This window comes from Agrococcus lahaulensis DSM 17612 (genome assembly GCF_000425105.1).
GTDB lineage: Bacteria > Actinomycetota > Actinomycetes > Actinomycetales > Microbacteriaceae > Agrococcus > Agrococcus lahaulensis.
The window spans coordinates 76,431-100,362 of the sequence record NZ_KE384305.1; the positions used below are offsets into that span (position 1 = coordinate 76,431).

At 73.1% G+C, this 23,932-nt stretch carries 20 protein-coding genes; 2 read left to right on the top strand and 18 right to left on the bottom strand.

Annotation, left to right across the window (positions count from 1 at the left end; all coding sequences use genetic code 11):
• Positions 1 to 18 precede the first annotated feature (18 nt).
• The 15 genes from H508_RS0113405 to coaE all read right to left on the bottom strand — a co-directional run bounded on the left by H508_RS0113405 (position 19) and on the right by coaE (position 18,056).
• The gene (locus H508_RS0113405) at positions 19 to 375 is read right to left on the bottom strand and encodes an RNA polymerase-binding protein RbpA (RefSeq protein ID WP_026374435.1); all 357 of its coding nucleotides are present in this window, start codon (positions 373 to 375) and stop codon (positions 19 to 21) included.
• A complete protein-coding gene (secG, locus tag H508_RS0113410; RefSeq protein WP_021009476.1) occupies positions 375 to 623 on the bottom strand; it encodes a preprotein translocase subunit SecG in 249 nt (82 codons plus the stop codon). Before secG ends, H508_RS0113405 begins: the two co-directional genes overlap by 1 nt.
• A gap of 104 nt (positions 624 to 727) precedes the next feature.
• A complete protein-coding gene (gene tpiA, locus H508_RS0113415; protein WP_035255231.1) occupies positions 728 to 1,513 on the bottom strand; it encodes a triose-phosphate isomerase in 786 nt (261 codons plus the stop codon).
• Positions 1,507 to 2,718, bottom strand: a complete 1,212-nt coding sequence (locus H508_RS0113420; RefSeq protein WP_026374437.1) for a phosphoglycerate kinase — start codon at positions 2,716 to 2,718, stop codon at positions 1,507 to 1,509. Before H508_RS0113420 ends, tpiA begins: the two co-directional genes overlap by 7 nt.
• The gene (gene gap, locus H508_RS0113425; RefSeq protein WP_026374438.1) at positions 2,718 to 3,725 is read right to left on the bottom strand and encodes a type I glyceraldehyde-3-phosphate dehydrogenase; all 1,008 of its coding nucleotides are present in this window, start codon (positions 3,723 to 3,725) and stop codon (positions 2,718 to 2,720) included. Before gap ends, H508_RS0113420 begins: the two co-directional genes overlap by 1 nt.
• A gap of 76 nt (positions 3,726 to 3,801) precedes the next feature.
• Positions 3,802 to 4,425, bottom strand: coding sequence for a superoxide dismutase (locus H508_RS0113430; protein ID WP_026374439.1), 624 nt, complete (start codon positions 4,423 to 4,425; stop codon positions 3,802 to 3,804).
• 93 nt (positions 4,426 to 4,518) lie between these two features.
• Positions 4,519 to 5,499, bottom strand: a complete 981-nt coding sequence (gene whiA, locus H508_RS0113435; RefSeq protein WP_026374440.1) for a DNA-binding protein WhiA — start codon at positions 5,497 to 5,499, stop codon at positions 4,519 to 4,521.
• A 14-nt stretch (positions 5,500 to 5,513) separates the two neighbouring features.
• Positions 5,514 to 6,377 (bottom strand): RNase adapter RapZ, encoded by an 864-nt coding sequence (gene rapZ, locus H508_RS0113440; RefSeq protein ID WP_026374441.1) that lies wholly within the window; start codon positions 6,375 to 6,377, stop codon positions 5,514 to 5,516.
• 13 nt (positions 6,378 to 6,390) lie between these two features.
• Positions 6,391 to 8,289, bottom strand: coding sequence for an excinuclease ABC subunit UvrC (gene uvrC / locus H508_RS0113445; RefSeq protein WP_026374442.1), 1,899 nt, complete (start codon positions 8,287 to 8,289; stop codon positions 6,391 to 6,393).
• Positions 8,286 to 11,162, bottom strand: coding sequence for an excinuclease ABC subunit UvrA (gene uvrA, locus H508_RS0113450; protein WP_026374443.1), 2,877 nt, complete (start codon positions 11,160 to 11,162; stop codon positions 8,286 to 8,288). Before uvrA ends, uvrC begins: the two co-directional genes overlap by 4 nt.
• Positions 11,163 to 11,215: 53 nt before the next feature.
• A complete protein-coding gene (locus H508_RS0113455) occupies positions 11,216 to 12,934 on the bottom strand; it encodes an acetyl/propionyl/methylcrotonyl-CoA carboxylase subunit alpha (RefSeq protein ID WP_026374444.1) in 1,719 nt (572 codons plus the stop codon).
• Positions 12,919 to 14,523, bottom strand: a complete 1,605-nt coding sequence (locus H508_RS0113460) for a 5-oxoprolinase subunit B/C family protein (RefSeq protein ID WP_026374445.1) — start codon at positions 14,521 to 14,523, stop codon at positions 12,919 to 12,921. The genes H508_RS0113455 and H508_RS0113460 overlap by 16 nt, the downstream gene beginning before the upstream one ends.
• Positions 14,524 to 14,532: 9 nt before the next feature.
• Entirely contained in the window at positions 14,533 to 15,297 is a 765-nt protein-coding gene (locus tag H508_RS0113465; protein ID WP_026374446.1) for a LamB/YcsF family protein, read from the bottom strand.
• Between the two features lie 56 nt (positions 15,298 to 15,353).
• Positions 15,354 to 17,405, bottom strand: coding sequence for an excinuclease ABC subunit UvrB (uvrB, locus tag H508_RS0113470; RefSeq protein ID WP_026374447.1), 2,052 nt, complete (start codon positions 17,403 to 17,405; stop codon positions 15,354 to 15,356).
• A gap of 9 nt (positions 17,406 to 17,414) precedes the next feature.
• Positions 17,415 to 18,056 carry a dephospho-CoA kinase gene (coaE, locus tag H508_RS16490; protein WP_051223483.1) on the bottom strand — a complete coding sequence of 214 codons (642 nt, stop codon included), beginning with the start codon at positions 18,054 to 18,056 and terminating at the stop codon, positions 17,415 to 17,417.
• 130 nt (positions 18,057 to 18,186) lie between these two features.
• On the opposite strand from coaE, the gene H508_RS0113480 reads away from it, so the two are divergent.
• On the top strand, positions 18,187 to 18,720 hold the full coding sequence (locus H508_RS0113480) for a hypothetical protein (RefSeq protein WP_026374448.1): 534 nt from the start codon (positions 18,187 to 18,189) through the stop codon (positions 18,718 to 18,720).
• 68 nt (positions 18,721 to 18,788) lie between these two features.
• On the top strand, positions 18,789 to 19,595 hold the full coding sequence (locus tag H508_RS0113485) for a response regulator transcription factor (RefSeq protein WP_026374449.1): 807 nt from the start codon (positions 18,789 to 18,791) through the stop codon (positions 19,593 to 19,595).
• On the opposite strand, the gene H508_RS16495 is transcribed toward H508_RS0113485, so the two are convergent.
• The 3 genes from H508_RS16495 to H508_RS16505 all read right to left on the bottom strand — a co-directional run bounded on the left by H508_RS16495 (position 19,577) and on the right by H508_RS16505 (position 23,860).
• Complete coding sequence (locus H508_RS16495; protein WP_051223485.1) at positions 19,577 to 20,785, bottom strand: diguanylate cyclase domain-containing protein; 1,209 nt, start codon at positions 20,783 to 20,785, stop codon at positions 19,577 to 19,579. The two genes, H508_RS0113485 and H508_RS16495, sit on opposite strands and share 19 nt — an antisense overlap.
• Positions 20,782 to 22,401 carry a sensor histidine kinase gene (locus tag H508_RS16500; protein ID WP_051223486.1) on the bottom strand — a complete coding sequence of 540 codons (1,620 nt, stop codon included), beginning with the start codon at positions 22,399 to 22,401 and terminating at the stop codon, positions 20,782 to 20,784. Before H508_RS16500 ends, H508_RS16495 begins: the two co-directional genes overlap by 4 nt.
• 76 nt (positions 22,402 to 22,477) lie before the next feature.
• Positions 22,478 to 23,860, bottom strand: coding sequence for a serine hydrolase domain-containing protein (locus tag H508_RS16505; RefSeq protein WP_051223488.1), 1,383 nt, complete (start codon positions 23,858 to 23,860; stop codon positions 22,478 to 22,480).
• Positions 23,861 to 23,932: the final 72 nt, after the last annotated feature.

Below are 23,932 nucleotides of genomic sequence, written 5' to 3' on the forward strand. Positions count from 1 at the left end.
TGCCGATCGATCAGCGCGTCAGGCGCGGCCCTCGGCGGCGCGCAGCTTCTGCAGCGCCTCCTCGAGCAGCTCCGCCGCCTCCTCGGGCGTGCGGCGCTCCTTCACGTACGCGAGGTGCGTCTTGTAGGGCTCGTTCTTGGCGACCTGCGGCGGGTTGTCCTTGTCGCGGCCGGCCGGGAGCCCGGTCGACGGCGAGTCGATGACCTCGGGGATCTCGTCCTCGGGCAGGTCGGCCGCGAAGTAGCGGACGGTCTCGTTGCCCATCGCGTCCCAGTAGGAGACCGCCACGCGCTCGGCGTGGAAGCCCCGGTCCTGCTCGCCCATGGGGCCCGCGCCGACGCGCGAGCCGCGGATCGCACTGCCTCCGGAAGCCATCAGATCCCCGCGAACTTGGTGATGAGGCCGAGCACGACGATGGATGCGACCCACGTCAGGCTGACGGCGACGGTGATGGTGTTGAGGTTCCGCTCCGCCACGCCCGACGAGCCGAGCGACGAACCGACGCCGCCGCCGAACATGTCGGAGAGCCCGCCGCCGCGGCCCTTGTGCAGCAGGATGAACAGCGTCAGCAGCACGGATGTGACGCCGAGGATCACCTGCATGATGATCTGGAGAATCTCCACTAGCCCTCTTTCCGGTGTCGTGGCCCGGGCGACGCCCGTCCACGAGAAGTCCAACGAGCATCCTACCGCAGGGATTCCCGCGGCGGTCGGCTCGCGCGTCGGCGTCAGGTGCCGACGTGGTGCTGGAAGCGCGCGATCGCCGCGAACTCGGCCGCGTCGAGGCTCGCGCCGCCGACGAGCGCGCCGTCGACGTCGGGCTCGCGCATGAAGCCGGCGATGTTGCCCGATTTCACGCTGCCGCCGTAGAGGATGCGTGTGCTCGCTGCAGCCTCGTCGCCCCGCAGCTCCGCGATCGTCTGCCGCAGCGCCTGCGCGACCTGCTGCGCCTGCTCGGCGGTCGCCGCCTTGCCGGAGCCGATCGCCCAGACGGGCTCGTACGCGACGACGATCTCACCAGCGGCCGGCAGCTCGGCGAGCGCCTCGCGCAGCTGCTGCACCGGCACCGCCGACGCACCGTGCTGCTCGAGGTCCGCCTCCGTCTCGCCGACGCAGATGATCGGCGTCACGCCGTGGCGCACCGCGGCTGCGGCCTTGCGGCCGACGAGCGCGGAGCTCTCGCCGTGGTCCTGCCGGCGCTCGGAGTGCCCGACGATCGCGTACGAGCACTCGAGCTTCGCGAGCATGGATGCGGCGACCTCTCCCGTGTGCGCGCCCGAGTCGTGCTCCGAGACGTCCTGGGCGCCGAAGCGCAGCTCGAACTTCTCCGCGGACACGAGCGTCTGCACGCTGCGCAGATCGGTGAACGGCGGGAAGACGGCGACCTCGACGGCGGCGTGGTCGTGCCGCGCGTCCTGCAGCGTCCACGCGAGCTTCTGCACGAGCGCGATCGCCTGCAGGTGATCGTTGTGCAGCTTCCAGTTGCCCGCGATGAGCGGCGTGCGGTTCACCATCCGAGGACCTCCAGTCCGGGCAGTCGGGATCCCTCGAGGAACTCGAGGCTCGCGCCGCCACCGGTCGAGATGTGGCCGAACGCGTCGTCGTCGAAGCCGAGCTGCCGCACGGCCGCGGCGGAGTCGCCGCCGCCGACCACCGCGAGGCCGTCGGTCTCGGTGAGGGCCTGCGCGACCGCCTTCGTGCCGGCCGCGAACGCATCCATCTCGAACACGCCCATCGGGCCGTTCCAGAAGACGGTGCGGGAGCCGCGGATGGCCTCGGCGAAGGCGGCTGCCGTGTCCGGGCCGATGTCGAGGCCGATGCCGGCGCCGCCGAAGCGCGACGACTCGATCGCGTCGGCCGCGACCGTCTCGTGCTCGGCTTCGGCGGCGAAGCGCTCGGCGACGACCACGTCGGTCGGCAGCAGCAGCTCCACGCCGCGCTGCTCGGCGTCGTCGATGTAGCCGCGCACGCGCTCGACCTGGTCCTCCTCGAGGAGGCTCGAGGCGACCCCGAGGCCCTTCGCCGCCAGGAACGTGAAGAGCATGCCACCGCCGATGAGGAGGCGGTCGACGCGCGGCAGGAGGTGCTCGATGACGCCGAGCTTGTCGCTCACCTTCGAGCCACCGAGCACGACCGCGTACGGCCGCTCGGGCGACTCGGTGAGGCGCGAGAGCACCTCGAGCTCGCGCTGCACGAGCAGCCCGGCGGCGCTCGGGAGCGCTTGCGCGATCTCGAAGACGCTCGCCTGCTCGCGGTGGACGACGCCGAAGCCGTCGGAGACGAAGGCGTCGGCGCCGGCCGCGAGCTCCGCCGCGAACGTCGCGCGCTCGGTCGCGTCCTTGCTCGTCTCGCGCGGGTCGAACCGCAGGTTCTCGAGCAGCGCGAGCTGCCCGTCGGCGAGCCCGATTCGCACGCGCGCCGCGTCCTCCCCCACCGTGTCGGCTGCGAAGGCGACCTCCGCACCCAGCAGCTCGCCGAGCCGCTCGGCGACCGGCGCGAGCGAGTACTGGGGGTCGGGCTCGCCCTTCGGCCGGCCGAGGTGCGACATCGCCACCACCTTCGCGCCCTGCTCGAGCAGGGCGCGAAGGGTGGGCAGCGACGCGACGATGCGGCCCTCGTCGGCGATCCGACCGTCCGTGAGCGGCACGTTGAAGTCGCACCGGATGAGGACGGTCCTGCCGGTGAGGTCGCCGAGCGAGTCGAGCGTGCGCAGGGTCATCAGAGCTGCGAGCCCACGTGCTCGGCGAGGTCGACGAGGCGGCAGGAGTAGCCCCACTCGTTGTCGTACCATGCGGAGACCTTGACCTGGTCGCCGATCACGCGCGTGAGGCCGGAGTCGAAGATCGACGAGAACGAGTTGCCGACGATGTCGGCCGACACGATCGGGTCCTCGGTGTACTGGAGGTAGCCCTTGAGCGGGCCCGACTCCGCGGCCGCGCGGTAGGCGGCGTTGATCTCGTCGACCGTGAGCCCGTCGCGCGTCGTGATCGTGAGGTCAGTGATCGAGCCGGTCGGCGTCGGCACGCGCAGCGCGTAGCCGTCCAGGATGCCCTTGAGCTCGGGGATGACGAGGCCGATCGCCTTCGCCGCGCCCGTGCTCGTCGGGATGATCGAGAGCGCCGCGGCTCGCGCGCGCCGCAGGTCGCTGTGGGGACCGTCCTGCAGGTTCTGGTCGGCGGTGTAGGCGTGCACCGTCGTCATGAGGCCGCGCTCGATGCCGAAGGTGTCGTGGAAGACCTTCGCGAGCGGGGCGAGGCAGTTCGTCGTGCACGAGGCGTTCGAGATGACGTGGTCGGTCTCGGGGTTGTAGTCCTCGTGGTTGATGCCCATCACGAACGTGGGGGCGGGGCCCTTCGCGGGCGCGGAGAGGATGACCTTCTTCGCGCCGGCGGCGATGTGGGCGGATGCGTCCTCGACCTTGGTGAAGCGGCCGGTCGACTCGATGACGACGTCGATGTCGAGCTCGCCCCACGGGAGCTTCGACGGGGCCTTCTCCTCGAGCACGCGCAGCTGGTCGCCGCCGACCGTGATCGTGCCCTCGTCGAAGGTGACGGGAGCATCGATCGGTCCGGCGACGGAGTCGTACTTGAGGAGGTGGGCGAGGGTCTTGTTGTCGGTGAGATCGTTGACCGCGACGATGTCGATGTCAGCGCCCTGGGCAAGCGCTGCACGGACGAAGTTGCGGCCGATCCGGCCGAAGCCGTTGATGGCGACCTTCAGTGTCATGGTTTGGGGTTCCTGCCTGTCGGGTGGAGGGATCCCGGGCGCGTGCCCGGGGTCCCGGTCACGGGGTGACGATTCGCTAGCGGAGGATCAGACCGGAGGTCTGCGAGCGGGCGGCCTCGAAGCGCGCCTGCGCGTCCTGCCAGTTGACGATGTTCCAGAACGCCTTGACGTAGTCGGCCTTGACGTTGAGGTAGTCGAGGTAGAAGGCGTGCTCCCACATGTCGAGCATCAGCACGGGGTGCGTGCCGACCGGCACGTTGCCCTGCTGGTCGAAGAGCTGGAAGACGTTGAGCCGCGCGCCGATCGAGTCCCACGCGAGCACCGACCAGCCGGAGCCCTGGATGCCCGTCGCGTTCGCGCTGAAGTGCGCCTGGAACTTCGCGAAGTCGCCGAAGAACTCGGCGATCGCGGCCTGCAGCTCGCCCTCGGGCTCGCCGCCGCCGTCGCCTGAGAGGTTGTTCCAGAAGACGGTGTGGTTCGTGTGCCCGCCGAGGTTGAACGCGAGGTCCTTCTCGAGCTTGTTGACGTTGGCGAGGTCGCCCGCGTCGCGGGCCTCGGCGAGCTTCTCGAGCGCGGTGTTCGCGCCGTCGACGTAGGTCTTGTGGTGCTTGCTGTGGTGCAGCTCCATGATCTTCGCCGAGATGTGGGGCTCGAGCGCCGCGTAGTCGTACGGCAGCTCCGGCAGGGTGTAGACGGCCATGGCTGGCTCCTCTCTCGCGCACTGCGCGTGCGGATGGGTCGACCCGATCCTATCCACGCCGGCCTGATCGCGAGCAGGGTCTCGGCGAGCGGCTCAGACGTCGTCGATGTCGTCGGGCACCGCGTCCTCGGTGCTCGGGATGCCGCGCTCCTGCGCGGCGCGATCCGCCATCGCGAGCAGCCGCCGGATCCGCCCCGCGACCGCGTCCTTCGTCATCGTCGGCTGCGCGAGGTGGCCGAGCTCGTCGAGGCTCGCATCTCGGTGCTCGAGCCGCAGGCGTCCGGCGTACGCGAGGTGCTCGGGCACCTCGGGACCGAGGATGTCGAGCGCCCGCTCGATGCGCGCGCACGCCGCGACCGCCGCCTGGGCGCTGCGGCGGAGGTTGGCGTCGTCGAAGTTCACGAGCCGGTTCGCGGTCGCGCGCACCTCGCGGCGCTGCCGCAGCTCCGCCCACGCCTGCACGGTCTCGAGCGCCCCCATGGTCGTGAGCATCCGCGAGATCGGCTCGCCCTCGCGGATCACCACGCGGTGCGCGCCGCGGACCTCGCGCGACTTCGCGGGCACGCCGAGCCGGCCGGCCGCGCCGACGAGCGCCATCGCCGCCTCGTTGCCGGGGCAGGCGATCTCGAGCGCGGCCGAGCGGCCGGGATCCGACAGCGAGCCCTGCGCGAGGAACGCGCCGCGCCAGACGCCCGCGAGGTCCTCGAGCGAACCGGTGGTGACCTTGTTCGGGAGGCCGCGCACGGGCTTGCGCCGCGCATCCATGAGCCCCGTCTGCCGCGCGAGCGTCTCGCCCTCGGCGATGACGCGCACGAGGTACGCCCCGCTCGAGCGGCTCGACGACGACGAGATGCGGGCGATCTCGGCCTTGACGCCGTAGAGCTCGAGGATGCTGCGCGCGAGCCGGCGCGCCGCGGCCGCGGAGTCGAGCTCGCTCTCGACCGCGACGCGGTTCGAGATCACGTGCAGGCCGCCGGCGAAGCGCAACAGGGTCGCGACCTCGGCCGCCTTCGTCTGGGGTCGCGTCACGCGCACGCGCGCGAGCTCCTCCTTGACGTCGTCGGTGAGTGTCACGCCGGTTCCTCTCGTCATTCGCGTCCCAGATCCCTGTGCTTGACCGCGACCCGCACGCCCGGTTGCCCCGAGAGGCGCGAGGCGAGGTACTGCGCCATCGCGACGGAGCGGTGCTTGCCGCCGGTGCACCCGACGCCGAGCACGGCGTGCAGCTTGTTCTCGCGCGCGAAGCCGGCCAGCACCGGCTCGAGCGCCTCGACGTACCGATCGGCGAACTCGCGCGCCCCCTCCTGCTCGAGGACGAAGTCGGAGACGACCTCCTCGGTGCCGTTGTGGCCGCGCAGGTCGGGGTTCCAGAACGGGTTCGGCAGGAAGCGCATGTCGGCGATCAGGTCGGCGTCGACCGGCAGTCCGTACTTGAAGCCGAAGCTCATGACCGTGAGCACGACCTCGAGCTCGCCGCCCGGGGCGAAGCGCTCCCCCACGCGCGTCGTGAGCTGGTGCGGGTTGAGGCCCGTGGTGTCGAGGAGCTGGTCGGCCATGCCGCGCAGCGGCTCGAGCCGGTGGCGCTCCATGCGGATGCCGTCGAGGATCGTCCCGTCGCCCTGCAGCGGGTGCGGCCTGCGCACCTGCTCGTAGCGGCGCACGAGCTCGGCGTCGCTCGCCTCGAGGAACAGCACGCGCACGGAGTGCTCGTTGCGCAGCATCTCGACGAAGCGCTTCGCGTCGTCGAAGAGCACGCCGCCGCGCACGTCGACGACGATCGCGAGCTTCGCCTCGGTCGCGTCGCCCGCCGCGGCGGTGCGCACGAGCGCGCGGAGCATGCTCGGCGGCAGGTTGTCGACGACGAACCAGCCGAGGTCCTCGAGCGCGTTCGCGACCGTCGTGCGTCCTGCACCGGACATGCCGGTGATGATGACGATCTCTCTCGCGTTCACAGCCTGCCGTTCCTCACCCTCGCGTGTCGGCCTCCATCGTATCGGCGCGCAGAGCACGTGCGATGGCCTCGGCGAGCGCCGGGCCGACGCCCGGCACCTCGCGCAGCTCGTCGGGCGACGCGGCGCGCACGCGCTTCGCGGAGCCGAAGTGCTTGAGCAGCGCGCGCACGCGCGAGGGCCCGAGGCCGGGGATGCCGCTCAGCTGCGACTGGATCGCGCTCGAGCGCTTCTGCCGCTGGTAGCTGATCGCCACGCGGTGGGCCTCGTCGCGCAGCCGCTGCACGAGGTAGAGCGCCTCGCTCGAGCGCGGCAGGATCACCGGGAACTCGTCGTCCGGCAGCCACAGCTCCTCGAGCCGCTTCGCGATGCCGGCGAGCGCGACGCCCGTGACGCCCTGCTCGTCGAGCGCGCGCTTCGCCGCCTGCACCTGCGGCCGGCCGCCGTCGACGAGCAGCAGCTGCGGCGCGTACGCGAAGCGGGTCGACGTGGCGTCCGGGTCGCCCTCGACGAGGTACTTCGCGCGGCGCGTGATCACCTGATGGATCGAGTCGGTGTCGTCGGTCGTCTGCGCGATCGCGAAGCGGCGGTACTGGTCCTTCCGCGGCAGCCCGTCCTCGAAGACGACCATGGAGGCCACGACGCCCTGGCCGCCGAGGTGCGAGACGTCGAAGCACTCGATGCGCAGCGGCGCCTCCGCCATGCCGAGCGCCTCCTGCAGGTCGGCGAGCGCCTGCGAGCGCGTGACGTAGTCGCTCGTGCGCTTCGTGCGCGCGACCTGCAGCACGTGGGCGGCGTTGACCGTCGCGGAGTCGGCGAGCTTGCGCTTCTCGCCGCGCTGCGGCACCCGCACCTCGACGCGACCGCTCAAGCCGTGGTCGACGCGGCGGTCGGTGAGCCATGCCTCGACCTCGGCGACGCTGTCGGGCTGCTTCGGCAGCAGCACCTCGCGCGCGGGCGGGTCGCCCTCGTCGTAGGCGATGCGGAGGATCTGCGTCGCGAGCTCGCTGTCGTCGAGGTCGATCTCGGTGTCGACGACCCACGACTTCGTCCCCCGGATGCGTCCTCCCCGCACCGCGAACAGGTGCACCGCCGCGCTGAGCTCGTCGTGCACGAGCCCGAAGACGTCGGCATCCACGTGGTCGGAGAGCACGACGCTCGTGCGCTCGAGCACCGACTCGAGGGCGGCGAGCTGGTCGCGCAGTCGCGCGGCGCGCTCGAACTCGAGCCTCGCGCTCGCCCGCTGCATCTCCTCGCGCACGCGATCGACGAACTCCTGGTCGCCGCCGTTCATGAACGCGACGAGGTCGCGCGCGATGTCGCGGTGCTCGGCGTGGGTCACGCGCCCGACGCACGGCGCCGAGCACTTGCCGATGTCGCCCAGCAGGCACGGCCGACCCGAGCGCTCGGCGCGGTCGTACACCGACTGGCTGCACGAGCGCATCGGGAAGGCCTTCAGCAGCAGGTCGAGCGTCTCGCGGATCGCCCAGACCTTCGTGTAGGGGCCGAAGTAGCGCGCGCCGCGGATGCCGCGATTGCGGGTGATGAGCGCGCGCGGGACGTCCTCGCCCATCGTCACCGCGAGGTACGGGTACGACTTGTCGTCCCGGAACTGCACGTTGAAGGGCGGCTCGTACTCCTTGATCCAGGTGAACTCGAGCTGGAGCGCCTCGAACTCGCTCGCGACGATCGTCCACTCGACGCGGACCGCCGTGAGCACCATGCGGCGCGTGCGCTCGTGGAGCGCCTCGAGCGGCTGGAAGTAGTTCGAGAGCCGCTGCCGCAGGTTCTTCGCCTTGCCGACGTAGAGCACGCGCTCGTGCTCGTCGCGGAACCGGTAGACGCCGGGCGCGGTCGGGATCGTCCCTGGCGCCGGCTTGTACGGGACGGTGCGCGGCGCGCGTGCCGCGGTCATCGCACTCCCGCGCCCAGGATCTCCTTGAGGAACGCTCCCGTGTGGCTCGCCTCCACCTCGGCGACCTTCTCCGGCGTGCCGGTCGCGACGATCGTGCCGCCGCCCGAGCCGCCCTCGGGACCGAGGTCGATGACCCAGTCCGCGCTCTTGATGACGTCGAGCGAGTGCTCGATCGTCAGCACGGTGTTGCCCTTCTCGACGAGGCCGTCGAGCACCTCGAGGAGCTTCCGCACGTCGTCGAAGTGGAGTCCGGTCGTCGGCTCGTCGAGCACGTAGATCGCGCGGCCCGACGTGCGCCGCTGCAGCTCGGTCGCGAGCTTGACGCGCTGCGCCTCGCCGCCCGAGAGCGTCGTCGCCGACTGGCCGAGCCGCACGTAGCCGAGGCCGACGTCGACGAGCGTCTTGAGGTAGCGGTGGATCGACGAGATCGGCGCGAAGAACTCGGCGGCCTCCTCGATCGGCATCTGCAGCACGTCGGCGATCGACTTCCCCTTGTAGTGCACCGAGAGCGTGTCGCGGTTGTAGCGCGCGCCGTGGCACACCTCGCACTCGACGTAGACGTCGGGCAGGAAGTTCATCTCGATCTTGAGGGTGCCGTCGCCCATGCACGCCTCGCAGCGACCGCCCTTGACGTTGAACGAGAAGCGGCCGGCGAGGTAGCCGCGCGCCTTCGCCTCGGCCGTCTCGGCGAACAGGTTGCGGATCTTGTCGAACACGCCGGTGTAGGTCGCCGGGTTCGAGCGCGGCGTGCGGCCGATCGGGCCCTGGTCGACGTGGATGACCTTGTCGAGGTGGTGGAGGCCGGTCACGCGCGTGTGCCGCGCGGGCACCTGCCGGGCGCCGTTGAGCGCGTTCGCGAGCACCTTGTGGAGGATGTCGTTCACGAGCGTCGACTTGCCGGAGCCCGAGACGCCCGTGACCGCGACGAACACGCCGAGCGGGATGTCGACGTCGATGTGCTTGAGGTTGTTGGCGCGCGCGCCCTCGATGCGCAGCATCCGCTCCGGGTCGACCGGTCGACGCTCGGTCGGGGTCGGGATCGTCTCGCGCCCCGAGAGGTACTTCCCGGTGAGCGACGTCGGGTGCTCGAGCAGCTCATCGAAGCCGCCGGAGTGCACGACCTCGCCGCCGCGCTCCCCCGCCCCTGGGCCGATGTCGACGATCCAGTCGGCGGTGCGGATGGTGTCCTCGTCGTGCTCGACGACGATGAGGGTGTTGCCGAGGTCGCGCAGGGCCTCGAGCGTGCCGATGAGCTTGCGGTTGTCGCGCTGGTGGAGCCCGATCGACGGCTCGTCGAGCACGTAGAGCACGCCCGTGAGCCCCGCGCCGATCTGGGTGGCGAGGCGGATGCGCTGGGCCTCGCCGCCGGAGAGGGTCGCGGCCGCGCGCGAGAGCGAGAGGTAGCCGAGCCCGACGCGGATGAGGAAGTCGAGCCGCGCGCGGATCTCGCGCAGCACCGCCGCGGCGATCGTCGCCTCGCGCTCGTCGAGGTCGAGGCCCTCCATGTAGGCGTGCGCGTCGTCGAGGCTCATGTCGGAGACGGTCGCGATCGACGAGCCGTGCACGAGCACGCTCAGCACCTCGGGCTTGAGGCGCGCGCCGCCGCACTCGGGGCACGGCACCTCCCGCAGGAACTCGCCGTGCTTCGCCCGCACCCAGTCGCTGTCGGCCTCCTCGTGCTTGCGCTGGATGTAGGGCATGACGCCCTCGTAGCCCGTCGCGTACTTGAGCTGCCGGCCGTAGCGGTTGCGCCACTGCACCATGACGTTGCCCTCGGTGCCGTGCAGCACCACCTGGCGCACCTCCGGCTCGAGGTCGCGCCACGGGGTGTCGAGCGAGAAGCCCATCTCGCGCGCGAGGCCGGCGAGCAGCCGCTCGAAGTAGGTGTAGAGGCCCTTCCCCGACTGGGTCCAGGGCAGGATCGCGCCCTCGCGGATCGAGAGCGCCTCGTCGGCGATCACGAGCTCCGGGTCGGCCGACATCTTCGTGCCGATGCCGGTGCACTCGGGGCACGCGCCGAACGGCGCGTTGAACGAGAAGGTGCGCGGCTCGATCTCGGTGAGCGAGACCGGGTGGCGGTTGGGGCACGAGAGCTTCTCGCTGAACGTGCGCGTGCGCGCGGGATCGCTCGCCTCGAGGTCGACGTAGTCGATCGTCACGAGCCCGTCGGCGAGCCGCAGCGCGGTCTCGAGCGAGTCGGTGAGCCTCGAGAGCATGCCCGGCTCGGCGACCATGCGGTCGACGACGACGGAGATGTCGTGCTTGTTCTGCTTCTTGAGCGCGGGCGCCTCGGCGAGCTGCACGAGCTCGCCGTCGATGACCGCGCGCGAGTAGCCGGTCGCGACGAGGTTGCGCAGCAGGTCGGCGAACTCGCCCTTCTTCTGCTGCACGACGGGCGCGAGGATCTGGAAGCGGGTGCGCTCGGGCAGCTCCATGAGCTCGTCGGCGATCTGCTGGACGGTCTGCCGCTGGATGCGCTCGCCGCAGATGGGGCAGTGCGGCACGCCGATGCGCGCCCACAGCAGGCGCATGTAGTCGTGCACCTCGGTGATCGTGCCGACGGTCGAGCGCGGGTTGCGGTTCGTCGACTTCTGGTCGATCGAGACGGCGGGGCTCAAGCCCTCGATGAAGTCGACGTCGGGCCGGTCGACCTGGCCGAGGAACTGCCGCGCGTAGGCCGAGAGCGACTCGACGTAGCGGCGCTGCCCCTCCGCGAAGATCGTGTCGAACGCGAGCGACGACTTGCCCGACCCGGAGAGCCCGGTGAACACCACGAGCGAGTCGCGCGGGATGCGCAGATCGACGTCCTTGAGGTTGTGCTCGCGCGCGCCGCGGACGTGCAGCTCTGAAGTGCTCGTGGTGGTGGATGTCACCCAACGAGTCTACGAGCGGCCACCCACACGCGCCCCGGGCGTTCGCCGACGGCTCACTCGGAGATGCGCGCGATCGCGTCATCGAGCGCCACGCTCTCGCCCTCCGCGACGAGGTGCTCGAGAGCACCGGCGCGATCGGCCGCGACGCGCGTCTCGAGCTTCATGGCGTCGAGCACCGCGACCGCGCGGCCGGCCTCGACCCGCTCCCCGTCGGGGACGAGCCATCGCGCGAGCGTGCCCGGCACGGGGGCGCGCACCGTGCCCTCCGCCTCGGGCTGCTCGGCGCGGGAGGACGCCGGCTCGGCCCGCGCGGCGACGGCGAGCAGCGCATCCGGGAGCCCGAGCACGACGCGGCGACCGTCGACCTCGATCGGCACGCGCGTGAGCCCGCCCGCGGGCGCGATGGCGGCCCGCAGCTGCGGCTCGAGCCGCGGCATGAGCTCGTCCTCGATCCACTGCGTCGAGACGGCGAGGCCCTCGGTGGAGAAGGCCGGCTCGTCGAGCAGCGCCTCGGCGAGCGGCGCGATCGTCGCGACGCCCCGCACCTCGAGCTCGCCGAGCGCGCGGCGGAGCCGCACGAGCGCCGCGTCGCGGTCCTGCGCGTGCACGACGAGCTTCGCGACGAGCGAGTCGAAGGCCGCCTCGACCGCGTCGCCGGCCTCGACGCCCGCGTCCCAGCGGACGCCGGGACCTCCCGGCACCCGCAGCGACGCGATGCGACCGGGGCTCGGCAGGAACCCGCGGCCCGGGTCCTCCGCGTTGATGCGCAGCTCGATCGCGTGGCCGAGCGGCTCGGGGGTCGCGGCGATCGAGGGGCCGAGGCCCTCCGCGATGCGCAGCTGCTCGCGCACGAGGTCGACGCCCGTGACGGCCTCGGTGACCGGATGCTCGACCTGCAGCCTCGTGTTGACCTCGAGGAACGACGCGGTGCCGTCGGCGCCGAGCAGGAACTCGACCGTGCCGGCGCCGCGGTAGTCGACCGCGGCGCAGATCGCGCGCGCCGCCTCGTGGATGCGCTCGCGCTGCGCGCGCTCGAGGCGGGGCGCGGGCGCCTCCTCGACGAGCTTCTGGCCGCGGCGCTGGAGCGAGCAGTCCCGATCGCCGACGACCACGACGCCGCCGCGGCCATCGCCGAGCACTTGCGCCTCGATGTGGCGCGGGCGCTCGAGGTAGCGCTCGACGAAGCACTCGGCGCGACCGAAGGCCGCGGCGGCCTCCCGCGCGGCCGTCTCGAACGCATCCGCCACCTCGTCGATCGAGCGCGCGACCCTCAGCCCCCGTCCCCCGCCGCCGAACGCCGCCTTGATCACGATCGGCAGCCCGTGCTCGCGCGCGAAGGCGACCGCTTCGCCGGCGTCGGCGAGCGGCCCGTCCGAGCCCGGCACGAGGGGCGCGCCGACGCGCCGCGCGATCGAGCGCGCGGTGACCTTGTCGCCGAGCGCGTCGATGCTCTCGGGGGTCGGGCCGATCCACGTGAGCCCCGCGCCCTCGACGGCCCGGGCGAACGCGGCGCTCTCGGAGAGGAAGCCGTAGCCGGGGTGCACGGCGTCGGCGCCGGTCGCCCGCGCCGCCGCGAGCAGCGAGTCTGCGTCGAGGTAGGTCTCGGCCGCCGTCGAGCCGCCGAGCGCGACCGCCTCGTCGGCGTGCCGCACGTGCATCGCGTCGACGTCCTGGTCGGCGTACACCGCGACCGACCGGTAGCCCGCCTCGGCGCACGCGCGCGCGATGCGCACGGCGATCTCGCCGCGGTTGGCGATCAGGACCTTCTGCATGGCGACTCCTCGAGGTGGGTGGGCGGCCGCTCGACGCGGAACCGGATGCAAGCGCCCGGCGGCAGCTGCCCCGCGAGGTCGAGGTCGTCGTCGACGACGGCGCCGATGACGGGGTACCCGCCCGTGAGCGGGTGGTCAGGCAGGAAGAGCACCGGCTGGCCGTCGGGCGGCACCTGGATGGCGCCCGTCACGCAGCCCTCGCTCTCGAGCTCCCCGTCCCGCGCCCGCTCGAGCGCGATCGCGCCCGCGAGGCGGAGGCCCACGCGGTCGGAGCGCGGCGTGACCTCCCAGTCCTGCGCCTCGAGCGTCTCGAGCGCCGCGGCCGTGAACCACTCGGCGCGCGGGCCGAGCACGACGCGCAGCTCGACGGTCTGCCCGGCGCGCGGGAGCGGTGCGCGCGGGGCGCCCGTCGGCGCGACGGCCGTCGCGCCCGCCGCGGGCCCGTGGAGCGGCAGCTCGTCGCCCGCCCCGAGCGGGGCGGGGCCGAGCCCCGCGAGCGTGTCGCTCGAGCGGCTCTCGAGCACCGGGTCGAGCACGATGCCGCCGCGGATGCCGATGACGACGCGCAGCCCGTCCCGCACCGCGCCGATGCGCAGCTCGTCGCCGTCGTCGATCGCGACCGGGCGTCCCGGCTCGACCGGGATGGAGGCATCCGGGCGCTCGGCGTCGACGACGGATGCGTCGGCGAGCGCGCCCGTGAGGGCCACGACCGCGGGACCGCGGAAGCGCAGCGACGCGCCGCCGCCCGCGAGCTCGAGGCCCGCGTCGTGCGGCGGATTGCCCACCGCGCGGTTCGCCTCGCGCAGCGCCCGCCGATCGGCGGCCCCGGAGGCGGAGACGCCCTGCGCAGCCAGGCCGGGCCGACCGAGGTCCTGCACGAGCAGCTGCAGCCCGGGCCGCACGACCTCGAGCGCATGGCGAGCGCGCTCCGCGTCGCGAGGCGGGCGACGCTCGACCGGCGCGGCCTCGACGAGCTCACGGGCGGCGCGCGCGAAGCGCACCGCCGTGCCGGGCGCGAGCAGCGCCGGCGGTTCGCGCTCGAGATCCCACAGGACGGCGTCGGTGCGGCCGATGAGCTGCCAGCCGCCCGGACTCTCCTTCGGGTACACGCCGGAGTAGCGGCCTGCGAGCGCGACGGAGCCGGCCGGGATGCGCGTGCGCGGCGCGGACCGGCGAGGCACGTCGAAGCGCGGATCGTCCCCGACGAGGTAGCCGAAGCCCGGCGCGAAGCCGGTGAAGGCCACCCTCCACGCGGCGGCGAGATGGCGCTCGACGACCTCCTCGGGCGAGGCGCCGAGCACGCGCGCGACCTCGTCGAGGTCGTCCCCGTCGTAGCGCACCGGGATCGTCACCGAGCGCTCGCCGCCGTCGATCGCGGCCGTGGGCTCGATCGCGAGCAGCCGCTCGGAGAGCACCGCCGGGCGGATGAGCGCAGGGTCGAAGCGCACGAGGATCGTGCGCGCACCGGGCACGAGCTCGCGGACGCCCGGGAGCGCCGCCGCCTCGATCGCCGGGAGCAGCCGCATCGACTCGTCGAGGTCGGCGGACTCGAGCAGCAGCGCGGTGTCGGCCGCGGGCAGCACCCTCACCCGGTCACCTCACGCGCCGGCGAACGGCGCGATCGCGACGCCGGCCGCCTCGAGCGCCGATCGGGTCGCTCTCGCCATCGCCACCGCTCCCGCGCTGTCGCCGTGCACGCAGATCGAGTCGGCCGCGACCGCGACGTCGCTCCCGTCGACGGCGCGCACGACGCCCTCGAGGGCGAGCCGGGTCATCCGCGCGGCGACGACCGCGGGATCGTGCAGGACGGCGCCCGGCTCGGTGCGCGGCACGAGCAGCCCATCGGGCGCGTACGCGCGATCGGCGAACGCCTCCGCCGCCGTCGGCAGCCCCTCGCGCTCGGCGACTCGGAGCGCGACGCCGCCCGCGAGGCAGAGGAGCACGAGCGACGGGTCGACGGCTCGGACGGCGCGGACGACGTCCCGCGCCTGCCGCTCGTCGTGCGCGATCGCGTTGTAGAGCGCACCGTGCGGCTTGACGTAGGCGACGCGGCCGCCGACCGCGGTCGCGAGCGCCTGCAGCGCGCCCAGCTGGTACTCGACGTGCGCCTGCAGCGTCGTCGACTCGACGTCGACGGGCCGCCGGCCGAAGCCCTCGTAGTCGCGGTAGCCGGGGTGCGCGCCGATCGTGACCCCGTTCGCGACGGCCGCCTCGAGGGTCGCGCGGATGCCCTCGGGCGTGCCGGCGTGGAAGCCGCACGAGACGTTCGCGCTCGAGACGATGCGCAGCATCGCCGCGTCGTCCCCGACGATGCGATCGGGCGCGTTCTCCCCCAGGTCGCTGTTGAGGTCGATCGTGGGCATGGCGACATCCTCGGGCATCGGGCGGGTGGGCGTCGACTCGGGGCCGCTCGCTCCTCCTAGCTCGCCTGACGCATCTGCCGCAGGTCCCGCTTGAGGTCGTGCAGCTCGTCGCGCAGCCGCGCCGCGAGCTCGAACTTCAGCTCGCCCGCCGCCTCCGTCATCTGCGCCGTGAGGTCGGCGATGATCGCCTCGAGCTGCGAGGGTCCGTCGAGGCTCGAGCGGTCCTTCGCGAGCCGCGGCGTCGGCGCCCCTCGCCGGCCGCCCTCGAGCAGCTCGGCGGTGTCGGCCTGCTCGCGCGCGAGCACGTCGGTGATGTCGGCGATGCGCTTGCGCAGCGGCGTCGGGTCGATGCCGTGCTCGACGTTGTACGCGATCTGGATCGCGCGGCGGCGCTCGGTCTCGTCGATCGCGCTCTGCATGGAGTCGGTGATGCGGTCGGCGTACATGTGCACCTCGCCCGAGACGTTGCGGGCGGCGCGGCCGATCGTCTGGATGAGCGACGTCGACGAGCGCAGGAAGCCCTCCTTGTCGGCGTCGAGGATCGAGACGAGCGACACCTCGGGCAGGTCGAGGCCCTCGCGCAGCAGGTTGATGCCGACGAGCACGTCGAAGAGGCCCTGCCGCAGCTGCGTGAGCAGCTCGACGCGGCGGAGCGTGTCGACGTCCGAGTGCAGGTAGCGCACGCGCACGCCCGCCTCGGTGAAGTACTCGGTGAGCTCCTCCGCCATCTTCTTCGTGAGCGTCGTGACGAGCACGCGCTCGTCGCGCTCGGCGCGCACCCGGATCTCCTCGAGCAGGTCGTCGATCTGCCCCTTCGTCGGCTTGACGACGAGCTTCGGGTCGACGAGCCCCGTCGGGCGGATGATCTGCTCGACCACGGTGTCGGCGAGCGACATCTCGTACTTCGCGGGCGTCGCTGAGAGGTAGACCTTCTGCGGCGTGCGCTCGAGGAACTCGTCGAACTTGAGCGGGCGGTTGTCGAGCGCGCTCGGGAGCCGGAAGCCGTGCTCGACGAGCGTGCGCTTGCGGCTCGCGTCGCCCTCGTACATCGCCCCGATCTGCGGCACGGTCACGTGCGACTCGTCGATCACGACGAGGAAGTCGTCGGGGAAGTAGTCGAGCAGGCAGTGCGGCGGCTCGCCCTGCTCGCGGCCGTCGATGTGCCGCGAGTAGTTCTCGATGCCGGAGCAGAAACCGATCTGCTCCATCATCTCGAGGTCGAAGGTCGTGCGCATCCGCAGCCGCTGCGCCTCGAGCAGCTTGCCCTCGCGCTCGAGCACCTTGAGCCGCTCCTCGAGCTCGGTGCGGATGCGCTCCATGGCGCGGTGCATGCGCTCGGTGCCCGCGACGTAGTGGCTGCCGGGGAAGATCGAGACGGCGTCGTGCCGCTGGAGCACCTCGCCCGTGAGCGGGTGCAGGGTCGAGAGCGCCTCGATCTCATCGCCGAAGAGCTCGATGCGGATCGCGTGCTCCTCGTACATCGGGATGATCTCGATCGTGTCGCCGCGCACGCGGAACGTGCCGCGCGAGAAGGCGACGTCGTTGCGCTGGTACTGCATCGCGACGAAGCGGCGCAGCAGCGCCTGCCGGTCGATGCGCATGCCGACCTGCAGCGCGACCATCGCCTCGAGGTACTCCTCGGGGGTGCCGAGGCCGTAGATGCACGAGACGGTCGAGACGACGACGACGTCGCGGCGCGAGAGCAGCGCGTTCGTCGCCGAGTGCCGGAGCCGCTCGACCTCGGCGTTGAGCGACGAGTCCTTCTCGATGAAGGTGTCGGTCTGCGGCACGTAGGCCTCTGGCTGGTAGTAGTCGTAGTACGAGACGAAGTACTCGACGGCGTTGTGCGGCATGAGCTCGCGGAACTCGTTCGCGAGCTGCGCCGCGAGCGTCTTGTTGTGCGCGAGCACGAGCGTCGGGCGCTGCACCTGCTCGACGAGCCACGCGGTCGTCGCGCTCTTGCCCGTGCCGGTCGCGCCGAGCAGCACGACGTCGGTCTCCCCTCGCTCGAGCGCGGCTGCGAGCTCGCGGATGGCCTTCGGCTGATCGCCGGAGGGCTCGTACTCGCTCACGACCTCGAACGGCCGCACGGCACGCGTGGGTTCCATGCCTCCAGCCTAGGAGCGGCCGCCCACACCGTCGCTGTGGAGGCCCTCGCCCGCCTCTCCGCGGAGCCGGTCCCACAGCGCGTCGGATTGGGCGAGCGTCCGCTCGAGGTCGCCCGCGGTGTCGATCACGACGTCGGCGATCGCGAGCCGCTGCTCGTCGCTCGCCTGCGACGCGACGCGGGCCCGCGCATCCGCCTCGTCCATGCCGCGCAGCGCGACGAGCCGGCGGACGCGCACGTCGGCGGGAGCGTGCGCGACCACGACGAGGTCCCAGGGGTCGTCGGGCCGCGCCTCGACGAGCAGCGGCACGTCGTAGACGACGACGGCGTCGGGGTCGGCGTCGAGCGCGGCGCGGAAGCGGCGCGCCGACTCCCGTCCGACGGCCGGGTGGACGATGCCGTTGAGCCGCCGCCGCGCGGTCTCGTCGGCGAAGACGATCGCGCCGAGCGCGGGCCGGTCGAGCGAGCCGTCGGGCAGCAGCAGGTGCTCGCCGAAGGCCTCAGCGATCTCGCGCAGCACCGGCTCGCCGGGCTGCTGCAGCTCGCGCACGAGCGCGTCGGCGTCGATGACGACCGCTCCGCGCTCGGCGAGCCGGCCGGCGATCGTGGACTTGCCGGAGGCGATGCCGCCGGTGAGCGCGACGAGAGGCATGCTCCGAGTCTCGCACAGCGGTTGCTGAGCAGAACTCAAGCAATGCCTCCGCTGCTCCTGACGCAGCAGGGCAGACGTGCGGCGTACCGTCGTGGCGAACGGCACGAGGAGTCACGCTGAAGGGCCGAGGATGATCGCAATCCGCCGCATCGCCATCGCGGTGCTCGCGGTCGTGGGCGTCGCGCTCGCGGCCGGAGCTGTCGTCTGGGCGGCGGCGCTCAGCGGGCTCGCCCGGCCGGTCACCGTCACCACGTCCGCGATGCAGCCGAGCCTCGCCGTCGGCGACCTCCTCATCGCGACGCCGGTGCCGGTCGAGAGCCTGAGCCAAGGCGCGATCGTCGCGGTGCGAACGGGCCCCGAGGGCCCGCTCGAGCCTCGGCGCCTCGAGGCGTTCGAGCCGGGCGCCCGCGGCACGTGGACCCTCACGACGCGCGTCGATGCGATGGAGGGGACTGCGACCGAGAGCGTCGGCGCGCAGGCGTGGACCCCCACGCTTCGCGTGCCCCTCGCCGGCGGGGTCGTCATGTCGCTGCGCGAACCAGCGGTGCTGCTGCCTGCGCTCGCGCTCGTCGTGCTGCTGCTCGCCGTCGTCGCGCTCGCGCCAGCCCGCGCGAGGCCCGCGGCGCGCTCGCTCGCCGCCGGCGGGCGGGGAGCGCTTCGATGATGCGGGACGCGCGCGGTACATTGGGCGAGATCGCACCGGGTCGCGCGGTGCTGGATGCGGGAGAACCGATGCACGAGGACGTCGCGGTGGTCATCGAGGATGGCGAAGACATCCGTGAGCTGCTGGCCCAGGTGCTGACGCAGGGCGGCTTCACCGTCCACACGGCGGCCGACGGCCCCAGCGGCGTGGAGCTCGTGCGCCAGCACGACCCGATCGTCGTCACGATCGACGTGAACATGCCCGGGATGGACGGCTTCGAGACGGCTCGCCAGGTGCGCAGCCTCACGACCGCCTACATGGTCATGATCACCGCGCGCGGCGACGAGATCGACACGCTCGTCGGCCTGCAGGCCGGCGCCGACGACTACGTCGTCAAGCCGTTCCGGCCGCGCGAGCTGCGCGCCCGCATCGAGGCGATGATGCGGCGTCCCCGCGCGCTCGCATCGACGCATCCGTCGGCGCCGCGCCCGCCGCAAGCGGCTCCCGTGCCCCACCGCGTCCCCTCGGCGCCCGGCCAGGCCGGCGCTCCGCTGCTCGACGACGAGCCGGAGACGGCGATGCTCGAGCACCGCGGGCTGCGCCTCGAGCCCGGCGCGCGGGTCGTCGAGCTCGACGGCCAGGAGATCGAGCTGACGCGCAGCGAGTTCGACATCCTCCGGATGCTGCTGGGCTCCGGCCGCCGGGTCGTGAGCAAGCTGCAGCTCGCGGGCATGCTGCGGGGCGAGCGGGGCGAGCCTGACCACTTCCTCAGCGAGCACGACGCGCGAGCGATCGAGGTGCACGTCGCGAACCTCCGTCGCAAGCTCGGCGAGTCCCCGTCGGAGCCGCGCTGGATCGAGACGGTCCGCGGCGTCGGCTACCGCCGCACCGCCTGACCGCGGTCGGCGTCCTCCCCCTCGCCGTCCTCCCCCGCCACGACGACCGAGACGTCGTCGCTGCCCATCGCGCGCCGCGCGGCGGAGCGCGCCGCCTCGACCAGGACGTCGCGGTCGTAGCCGGTGATGCTCGTGAGCGCGACGCCCATGCCGATCGGCGGCACGACCGGCACGCCGGCGGTGCGGAGCTGATCGAGCATCGCGCGGTGCATGCGGGCGGCGAGCTGCCGCGCGTCGGCCGGTGACGACGGCTGGAACGCGAGCAGCAGCAGGCCGCGCTCGTCGCTCCCGAGCGCCGCGGTCGTCGGCGCGAGCCGCCGGACGGCAGCGCGGGCTGCCTGCCGGACGTGCTCGGCCTCGTCGACGCCGAACGCGGTCGAGATGCGCGAGAGCGCGTCAATGCGCACCGCGAGGACGGCGAAGAGCTCGCCGCGGCGGTTCGCGCGCATGAGCCGCCCGCCGAGCACGCGCGAGAACGACGGCGCGAGCAGCACGCCGTCGGGAGCGATCGCCATGAGCGAAGAGTCCTCGGTGCCGCGCAGCCGGACCTGCTCCGCGCGCAGCACCGAGGTCACGACGACGACGACGATCGTGAGCGCGATCGTGGCGATGCCGGCGACCCCGGCATCGGACCAGATGCGCAGGGGCTCGCCGCCGGCGCCTCCAGCGACGCCGGCGAGGAGCCGCGCGAGCTGGAAGACGGCGACGACGGCGAGCACGCCGCCGAGCGCTACCCCGGTGCGCGTGCGCCGGAGCGCGCCGCGCAGGGCCTCGGCTGCGCCGAGTCCGGCGAAGGCGGCGTTCGCGGCGAACATCACCCAGCGCGCCGACCAGCCCTCCTCGCCCGTGCCGACGAGCAGCACCGCGAGGAGCGCGAGCAGGGCGGCGAGCGCGACGATGAGCGCGACGCGACCGCTGCGACGGCCGTTGAAGACCCGGCAGCCGATCCACAGCAGCCCCATGCAGGCGACCCACGCGCCGTGGCCGACGCCGACGGGCCACGAGCCGACCCCGATGACCGCGTCGACGACGAACGCCTCGGTCGCGATCATCGCCGCGAGGAACCCGAGCGCCCACACGCGGCCGGCACGGTCGTCCTTGCGGACCATCGTCTCGAGCACGAACAGCCCGCCCGCGACGTGGACGACGAGCGCCGTGATGAGGATGACGGTGTCTGGATCGAGGGTCATGCGGTCGCTCCCGTGGTGCGTCGAGGCAGTCGGACGACGAAGGTGGCGCCGCTGCCCGGCTCGCTCTGGACGGTGATCTCGCCGCCGTGCGCGCGCACGAGATCCCGGCTGATCGACAGGCCGAGGCCGTTGCCCGTCGCCCTGCCGGAGGGCTGCGCGCGATAGCGGCGCTCGAAGAGCCGCGGCAGCGCGTCCTCCGCGATGCCGGGCCCGTCGTCGCGGACGACGAGCCACACGTGCTTGTCGTCGGCCGTGACGCCGACCTCGATGAGGCCGTCGCCCGTGTGGTAGTTCACGGCGTTGCCGACGAGGTTGTCGACGACCTGCCGCATGCGGTGCGGGTCGAACTCGGCCTCGGCAGCCTCGATGCCCGAGCTGTCGATGCGGATGTTGCGCTCTGCGGCGCGCGGCTCGAGCGCCTCGACCGACGCGAGCACGACCCGCGCGAGGTCCTCGCGCACGGGCCGCACGTCGAAGCGGCCAGGCCCGTCGGCGGTCGCGGCGAGGATGTCGCCGATGATGACGAGCAGTCGCGAGGCGTTGCGCTCGGCGATCTCGAGGCTCCGGCGCGCGCCGGGACCGACGTCGCCCGAATCGAGCGCGAGGTCGAGGTGGCCGAGCACGCTCGTGAGCGGCGTGCGCAGCTCGTGCGAGACCGAGGCGACGAGCTCGTCGCGGATGTGCACGGCCTGCTGCTCGGCCGTCACGTCGCGCGTGACGAGGATCGCGCCCACGTCGGCGCCGTTGATGTCGAACAGCCGGCGAGCAGTCGACAGCAGCGCGCGGCGCTGGTCGCCCGGCGGCCCCTGCCAGTGCAGCAGGTTCTCGAAGGTCTCGCCCCGACGAGCGCGAGCGACGGGCACGGCCCCGGGCTCGGTCGGCGTCACGCCGTCGGCCTCGAACAGCTGCGCGTCGTCCGCCGGCGTCATGAGCCGCGCGTGGGCGTCGTTCTCGACCGAGATGCTGCCGTCCGCGCCGATCCGCACGACGCCGAAGTCGACGGCGTCGAGCAGCTCGCTCACCGCATCCTCCTGCCGGCGCGCGCGCTCGACCGCGTGGTCGAGGTAGTCGGCCTGCTCGTCGAGCAGCGACCGCTGCGCCGCCGAGCGGCGCGCGGCGATGAGGGCGACGACGGATGCGGTCGTGAGGGCGAGCGGGCCCAGCACGTCGCGCAGACCGGTGCCGAAGTCGTCGGCGAGGAGGTGGGCGATCCAGAAGAGGAGCGTCGAGCCGCCCGCGCCGAGCACGAGGCCGGGCCAGCCGAGCACCGTCGCGAGCCACGTCGCCGGCACCATCCACAGCAGCCACGCCTCGCCGTCGTGGTACGAGAGCTGCAGCAGCAGCACCGCGACGAGGTCGCCGACCGGCACGATCGCGATCCACCGCACCGCCAGGCGGTTCCACGGCACGACGAGCGCGGCGATCGTGAGCGCGAACACGAGCAGCATGCCGCCGAAGAGCAGCTCGCCCTGCCGCACGTCGCCGACCGCGATCATGAGCGAGCTCGCGGTCAGTGCGGCGACGGCGAAGAGCAGCTGGTTGACGGCGGTCGCGCGCTCGCGGGTACGGTCAGGGCGCGCGCCGTCGGCGCGAGCAGTCGTGACCGCCGCCATCATGCTCTGACGCTACCGCGCACGAGCCGCTTCCCCCGCAACGCCCTGCGGCAGCGGGGGTGCCATCCCCGGACGACGGCTAGCTCGAGGCGGTCGCGGCCTCTGCCGGCACCGGCTCGACCGCGTGCATGTGCCACGCGCCGCGCCACCGCTCGACGCGGCCGGTCTCGTCGCGCTCGGCGATCGCCTCCTCGTGGCCGGACCCCATGCCGGTCGCCGCGGCGATCGTCACGCGATCGGCACTCCGCGGGGTGAGCACGTCGACCGCGGCGAGCGGGTCGGCCGCCGTCGGCGCGATGCCGAGCAGCCGCCCGCCGAGCTCGACGACGTCGAGCCGGCCCCAGATGCTCGCGAACGATCCCTCGAACGAGCGCGCGAGCGCGAGCTCCGCCTCGTCGGGCTCGGCCGCGGGCGCGAGCGCCGCCTGCACGATGCGGGCGACGCCGACGGCGAGCTCCTCCGCCGGCGCGTCAACCGCGTTCGCGAGCACGCTCACGACGACGTCGCGCTCGGCGTCGACGAGCGTGCGCGTCGCGTGCCCCGTCCACGCGCCGCCGTGCCCGTGCCACGTGCGCCCGTCGACCTCGCGCAGCATGAGCCCGAGGCCGTAGCCCGCCACCGCGCCGTCGCGACCCGTCGTCGACCACTGGCGCTGCCGCATCCGCCGCCGTCCCGTGGCGCTCAGCAGCCGGTCGTCGGCGTCGGCGACCGCGCGCAGCGCGTCCGAGAGCTCGGCGGCCGTCGAGACGGCCCCCGTCGCGGCGGCGAGCGCGCGCGACGACGGGCTGCCGAGCGGCGCGCGCTCGTCGCTCGAGTGCAGCGCCGAGTGGCCGGTCGCGAGCGGTGCAGAGGCGCCCTCGATGTCGGCGCTCGTCGCCTCGAGCCCGAGGGGCGTGAGCACGAGGCGCGCGAGCGCACGGGCGTACGGCTCGCCGGCGACCGCCTCGATCGCGAGGCCGAGCAGGCCGAAGCCGATGTTGGAGTACTTGAACTCGGCGGATGCGTCGAGACGGCGGACGCCGGACGTCGCGATCGCGAGCAGCCGGTCGGCGTCGGGGAAGTCATCGGCGAGCTGCCAGAACGCGACGTCGTCGCCGTCCCGGGTCGCTCCGCTGCCGTGCGAGAGGAGCTCCCGCACGGTCAGGGCCGCGGCGTCGGTGCCGGCGAGCGCGGGCACGAGCCCGCCGAGCGCGTCGTCGAGGCGGAGCGCGCCGTCGTCGACGAGCCGCATCGCGGCGATCGCGGCGAGCGACTTCGAGTGGGAGGCGATGCGGAAGCGGTGCGCGGCCGTGAGCGGCTCGCGCGTCGCCTCGTCGGCGAGGCCGTGGGCGCGCTCGAGCACGAGCTCGCCACCGATCCGCACGGCGACCTGCACGCCCGGCACGCGCAGGCGCCAGCGGCGGTAGGCCAGCCAGCGGTCGGCGTAGTCGAGGGCGTGCGTCATCGCGTCGTCGGCGGGCATGCCTCGATCCTGCCACCCCGCGGCGCGCCCCCGGGAACGCAGAGCGGGCCGCGCCCGAAGGCGCGGCCCGCT

What these genes read in the sequence shown, in the direction of transcription:
- H508_RS0113405 (WP_026374435.1), bottom strand. Translation starts at nt 375, where the DNA reads ATGGCTTCCGGAGGCAGTGCGATCCGCGGCTCGCGCGTCGGCGCGGGC.
- tpiA (WP_035255231.1), bottom strand. Translation starts at nt 1,513, where the DNA reads ATGGTGAACCGCACGCCGCTCATCGCGGGCAACTGGAAGCTGCACAAC.
- H508_RS0113420 (WP_026374437.1), bottom strand. Translation starts at nt 2,718, where the DNA reads ATGACCCTGCGCACGCTCGACTCGCTCGGCGACCTCACCGGCAGGACC.
- gap (WP_026374438.1), bottom strand. Translation starts at nt 3,725, where the DNA reads ATGACACTGAAGGTCGCCATCAACGGCTTCGGCCGGATCGGCCGCAAC.
- H508_RS0113430 (WP_026374439.1), bottom strand. Translation starts at nt 4,425, where the DNA reads ATGGCCGTCTACACCCTGCCGGAGCTGCCGTACGACTACGCGGCGCTC.
- uvrC (WP_026374442.1), bottom strand. Translation starts at nt 8,289, where the DNA reads ATGACCGCGGCACGCGCGCCGCGCACCGTCCCGTACAAGCCGGCGCCA.
- H508_RS0113455 (WP_026374444.1), bottom strand. Translation starts at nt 12,934, where the DNA reads ATGCAGAAGGTCCTGATCGCCAACCGCGGCGAGATCGCCGTGCGCATC.
- H508_RS0113465 (WP_026374446.1), bottom strand. Translation starts at nt 15,297, where the DNA reads ATGCCCACGATCGACCTCAACAGCGACCTGGGGGAGAACGCGCCCGAT.
- uvrB (WP_026374447.1), bottom strand. Translation starts at nt 17,405, where the DNA reads ATGGAACCCACGCGTGCCGTGCGGCCGTTCGAGGTCGTGAGCGAGTAC.
- coaE (WP_051223483.1), bottom strand. Translation starts at nt 18,056, where the DNA reads ATGCCTCTCGTCGCGCTCACCGGCGGCATCGCCTCCGGCAAGTCCACG.
- H508_RS0113480 (WP_026374448.1), top strand. Translation starts at nt 18,187, where the DNA reads ATGATCGCAATCCGCCGCATCGCCATCGCGGTGCTCGCGGTCGTGGGC.
- H508_RS0113485 (WP_026374449.1), top strand. Translation starts at nt 18,789, where the DNA reads ATGCACGAGGACGTCGCGGTGGTCATCGAGGATGGCGAAGACATCCGT.
- H508_RS16495 (WP_051223485.1), bottom strand. Translation starts at nt 20,785, where the DNA reads ATGACCCTCGATCCAGACACCGTCATCCTCATCACGGCGCTCGTCGTC.
- H508_RS16500 (WP_051223486.1), bottom strand. Translation starts at nt 22,401, where the DNA reads ATGATGGCGGCGGTCACGACTGCTCGCGCCGACGGCGCGCGCCCTGAC.
- H508_RS16505 (WP_051223488.1), bottom strand. Translation starts at nt 23,860, where the DNA reads ATGCCCGCCGACGACGCGATGACGCACGCCCTCGACTACGCCGACCGC.